The sequence below is a fragment of the Streptomyces amritsarensis genome (assembly GCF_001953875.1).
Taxonomy (GTDB): domain Bacteria; phylum Actinomycetota; class Actinomycetes; order Streptomycetales; family Streptomycetaceae; genus Streptomyces; species Streptomyces amritsarensis.
This window is the reverse complement of the sequence record NZ_MQUR01000184.1, coordinates 1-3,889: the sequence shown is the minus strand read 5'-3', so window position 1 is coordinate 3,889 and position 3,889 is coordinate 1. Positions and strand designations below refer to the sequence as shown.

The following is a 3,889-nucleotide window of genomic DNA, read 5'->3' as shown; positions in this document are numbered from 1 at the left end:
CCCGAATCGACCCGCGCACCCTCGACAACCGACATCGCCAGACTTCCTTTCCGACACACACATGAACGGGGCCTTCCAGCGGGGAAGGCCGGTATGGGGGTGGAGGACCGCTCAGGCCTGCGCCTGCGCCGAGGCGCGGCGGCCCAGTTCCTCCGAGAGTTCCTGCCAGTCGCGGGCGCATTGCGCGGCAGCGGCGGCAGCGGTCTCGGCCCGGTACGGGGGCACCGCGGCGACGATCCGCTCCCGCTGGCGCAGAGCGCTCACCTGGAGGTCGAGCATGCGCAGCAGCAGCCTGCCCGCCTCGCTGAGTCTGAGCAGGGGGTCCTTGCAGAGGCCGGTGACCAGCGCGGGCAGCGGTTGCCCGCGGCCGCGGGCGGTCACCGGGCCGGGGGTGTTGCCGGAGCGCCGCTGACCCGCCGGTACGGGGTCCTCGCCCTCGCCGATCCGGCGGCGTACGTCCCGTACGGTCGAGGGGGCGATGCCCGCCTCCCGGGCGATCTGCCGCAGGGAGGCGGTGGGTCGGCCGGCGAGCAGCCGGGCCGCGGCCTCCCTGCCGCGGGCCGGATCGGCCGGCCGGACGCGCCCGTCCCGGCCCACGCGGCCCGGTGGTTCCTGCTCCGGCGCCTCCCGGCGGCGCAGCGCTGCGACGGTCTTGGCCGCCAGTCCGGTCCGCTGCGCGATGCCGCGGTCGGACCAGTCCGGATGGGACCGCAGGATCCGTAGCGCCGCAGCGGTCCGCTCCGCCTGCGTCAGCGGGAGTCCGTGGCTGATGTTGGCCTCGACCGAGAGGACGAACGCGTCCTCGGCACTGCCGTCGAAGTACGTCACTGCGACGGTGTCGCGCCCCCTCAGCACTGCCGCCCGCAAGCGGTGCGTCCCGTCGATGATCCGCATCGTGGGGCGGTGCACGAGCAGCGGCGGGAGTGTCCGGCCGGAGTGCGCGAGGGCCTGGGCGTGGCTCTCGTCCACGGGTCCGGTACGGGGGGAGTCCGCGGCGAGCAGTACGCCGACCGATACCTCTGCGGCGGCCTCGGCGGTCCGGTCGGCCCGGTGTCCTGCGTTCGGGTCGTCCATGGTTCACCTCCCTTCGTGCGCTCGATGACCGGGGCGCCGCGCCGATCGCCGGGCCCGGAGAAGAAATTACGTAATTACCGTTCGGTAACCTATGGAGTGCTCGAACCCCGTGGAGATTTGGGCAAGTCGGCGGAGTCGGGGCCGCTCGGGTGGGCGACCGCGGAAGTTCCCCGGTCGCCCACCGGGCGGTGGATCAGACCGGCGCGAACTCCTCCGCACGCACGAACTCCCTGAGCCAGGACAGGAATTCGGGGCCGAGGTCCTCGCGCTCGCAGGCGAGGCGGACCGTGGCGCGCAGGTACTCGGCACGGTCCCCCGTGTCGTAGCGGCGGCCGGAGAAGACCACGCCGTGCACGGGGCGTCCGGCGCGCACGAGAGTGCGCAGTGCGTCCGTGAGCTGGATCTCGCCGCCGCGCCCGGGGGCGGTGTCCCGCAGCACCTCGAAGATCTCGGGGTCGAGGAGGTAGCGGCCGATGACGGCGAGGTTGCTGGGGGCGGTGCCGGGCTCGGGCTTCTCCACCAGTTCGGTGATGCGCACGCCGTCGCCGGCGGCTGCCGCCTGCTCGACCGCGGCGCATCCGTACAGGTGGATGGCGTCCGGGTCCACCTCCATGAGGGCCACGACGCTGCCGCCGAGCCGGGCGCGCACCTCGGCCATCCGGGCCAGCAGGGGGTCCCTGGGGTCGATCAGGTCGTCGGCCAGGAGGACCGCGAAGGGCTCCCGGCCGACGTGCGGCGCCGCGCACAGGACGGCATGCCCCAGGCCCTTGGGGTCCCGCTGGCGCACGTAGTGGATGTCCGCGAGTTCGGTGGAGGCGCAGACGCTGTTGAGTTTGTCCTGATCACCACGGCGCTGGAGGGCTTCCTCCAGCTCGTGGTTGCGGTCGAAGTGGTCCTCGAGCGGCCGCTTGTTGCGTCCGGTGACCATGAGGATGTCCGACATCCCCGCCGCGACCGCCTCTTCCACCACGTACTGGATGGCGGGCTTGTCGACCACCGGGAGCATTTCCTTGGGGGTGGCCTTCGTCAGCGGGAGGAATCGGGTTCCGAGTCCCGCGGCGGGGATCACTGCCTTGGTTATCTGCGGAGGCGTGGAATTCATGGCACCGACGCTAGACGGCACCTGACGCCAACGGCCGGAATTCCCGCGCCTTTGCGCCTACTTGGGCATTTCCACTTCCGGGCGGGCCGCGACGCGCCGCCGGACGAGGCACCACAGCTCGCCGAGCTCGCCGACGATCGCGCCGGGACGCTCCTTGCGCTCCCGGCGCGCCCGCGCGACGACTCCGCCGACCAGATGCCCCGTCAGCTGCGTGAGCGGGCGCGGGTCGACCTCCGGATGGAGCTGCCCCTCCTGCGCCGCTTGTTCCAGCAGTTCCTCGACGTCAGGGAGCCAGCAACCGCACCACTCGGGTCCGGCGCCGACACGTTCCTGGGTGAGCCGGGCCGCGGCGCGCACGGCCGCGTCGGTCTCGATCAGCCGGCCGAGGGCCAGGACGAGCGAGGAGACGGTGTCCAGCGCCGGCCCTCCGCGGGCCGTCACGCCCTCGACCACTCTGCGGGTGGCGGCCCGACCGGAATCCTCGACGGCGGAGGCCAGTTCCCCCTTCGCCGAGAAGTGAAAGGTGACGGCCCCGATTGAAATACCGGCCGATCTGCTCAGCCGGGAAAGCGACGTCCCCTCGTATCCATTGCGGTCGAATTCGGCGGCGGCCACCGAGATCAGATGATTACGGGTGCGCACGCCGCGCTCTTGCTTCACCACTGCACTACCACTGCCATCCCGTTCGTTCCTCACTCGCCCCCGCGCCCGGCACGGGGACGACCCCAAGCGTCGCCCCGGCACCGGCCGCGCACAACGGCTACTTGACGAAGAAGCGACCATGCCCCGCCGTCCCGCGCCGCCCCGTGTCGGGAGCGGCTGCGCCGTACCCCCAACGTGCCCAAGTCGCGCCGGGGACGCCATACTTCGGCTAGAAAACAAAACGAACGTTCTGTACTCTCTGGGTGTCATGGCGCAGACCGATGTCAGCACCGGAGGGGGAGACGACAGATGACGGCGCACATGAGGACCAGAGCCCTGCCTGCCGGCGGGACCGCCCTGGACGAGTTCACGGAACGCCTCTTCGGCCACTTGCCGAGGGCCGACCAGCGCAGATGGGCGCGGGTCTACTTACAGGGCCTGCTCACCACCCCGGGCAAGAAGTCCGTCCGCAGACTCGCGGCTTCCGTGACCGCGTCACCCACCGCGTCCCAGTCCCTTCAGCAGTTCATCAACGCAAGCCCCTGGGAGTGGGATCCGGCTCGCGCCGAGTTGCTGCGCTGGGTGGAGGAACGCCACCCGGTGCACGCCTGGACGATCGGGCAGGTCTGCTTCCCCAAGCGCGGTGAGCACTCGGTCGGCGTGCACCGCCGCTTCGATCCCGTCGCCGGCCGCATCGTCAACTGCCAGTTCGGATTCAGCCTCTTCCTGTCCCTGGACGGCATGAGCGTGCCCGTCGACTGGCGGCTGGTGCTCCCCGAGTCCTGGTCCGTGGACCCCGCCCTGCGCCGCCGGGCACGGATCTCCCCCGACGTGGCGCACCAGACCCCGGAGTCACTGGTCCTGGACCTCGTCGACTCGATCGCCGCCCGCACCTCGGCGGCACGCGTCCCCGTGGTCGCCGACCTCAGCCGCCTGGGCGCCGCCGCGCCGCTGATCGGCATGCTCGGCCGGCGCGGACACGACTTCCTGGTGTCCGTCCCGCCGACTCTCCCCGTGTGCGCGGCCGGACCGGGCCACGGGGCCGAGCCGGCCCGGGCGGCCGCGCACACC

4 protein-coding genes are annotated in these 3,889 nt (G+C 72.0%); 1 reads left to right on the top strand and 3 read right to left on the bottom strand.

The window, feature by feature from the left end; translation table 11 throughout:
- Window positions 1-111: 111 nt before the first annotated feature.
- From AVW11_RS35255 to AVW11_RS35245, 3 genes are all read right to left on the bottom strand, one after another.
- Window positions 112-1,074 carry a ParB/RepB/Spo0J family partition protein gene (locus AVW11_RS35255; RefSeq protein WP_240528351.1) on the bottom strand — a complete coding sequence of 321 codons (963 nt, stop codon included), beginning with the start codon at window positions 1,072-1,074 and terminating at the stop codon, window positions 112-114.
- 193 nt (window positions 1,075-1,267) lie between these two features.
- Window positions 1,268-2,176, bottom strand: coding sequence for a UTP--glucose-1-phosphate uridylyltransferase GalU (galU, locus tag AVW11_RS35250; RefSeq protein ID WP_076047060.1), 909 nt, complete (start codon window positions 2,174-2,176; stop codon window positions 1,268-1,270).
- A 57-nt stretch (window positions 2,177-2,233) separates the two neighbouring features.
- Entirely contained in the window at window positions 2,234-2,818 is a 585-nt protein-coding gene (locus AVW11_RS35245) for a TetR/AcrR family transcriptional regulator (RefSeq protein ID WP_225884622.1), read from the bottom strand.
- 321 nt (window positions 2,819-3,139) lie between these two features.
- On the opposite strand from AVW11_RS35245, the gene AVW11_RS35240 reads away from it, so the two are divergent.
- Window positions 3,140-3,889 (top strand): IS701 family transposase (locus tag AVW11_RS35240; protein WP_240528352.1); only part of this gene is annotated, 750 nt, incomplete at its 3' end.